The sequence below is a fragment of the Gilvimarinus sp. 1_MG-2023 genome, assembly GCF_030548285.1.
On record NZ_JAUOSC010001180.1, the window covers coordinates 1 to 262 of the forward strand.

1 protein-coding gene is annotated in these 262 nt (G+C 49.2%); it reads right to left on the reverse strand.

What is annotated here, in order from left to right; all coding sequences use genetic code 11:
• Window positions 1–41: 41 nt before the first annotated feature.
• On the reverse strand, window positions 42–262 hold a 221-nt coding region (locus Q4563_RS20580), incomplete at its 5' end, for a hypothetical protein (RefSeq protein ID WP_303605836.1).

Sequence of the window (262 nt, forward strand, 5' to 3'; positions counted from 1 at the left end):
TTTCCAAACAGAGTTAAGAAAAGACGTCCTCGATGAGTGCTTCAGAAGTCACTCATTAAGCATTGGTTATATCCATTCTGTATGCGGGTCTCCGGCCCGTCGTTGATACTGGGGTGACTGGTATCTGCGACGGGCAGTCTGCTCGTATTGGCTGACCAGCCTGTCTCTTTTCCCCGCATGACCCATAACCCGCCTGTCATTCGTTTGTTATCCGGCTTGTTATCCTGTTCGCTGTTTTTGGTTGCTCGATAAACTATTGGGG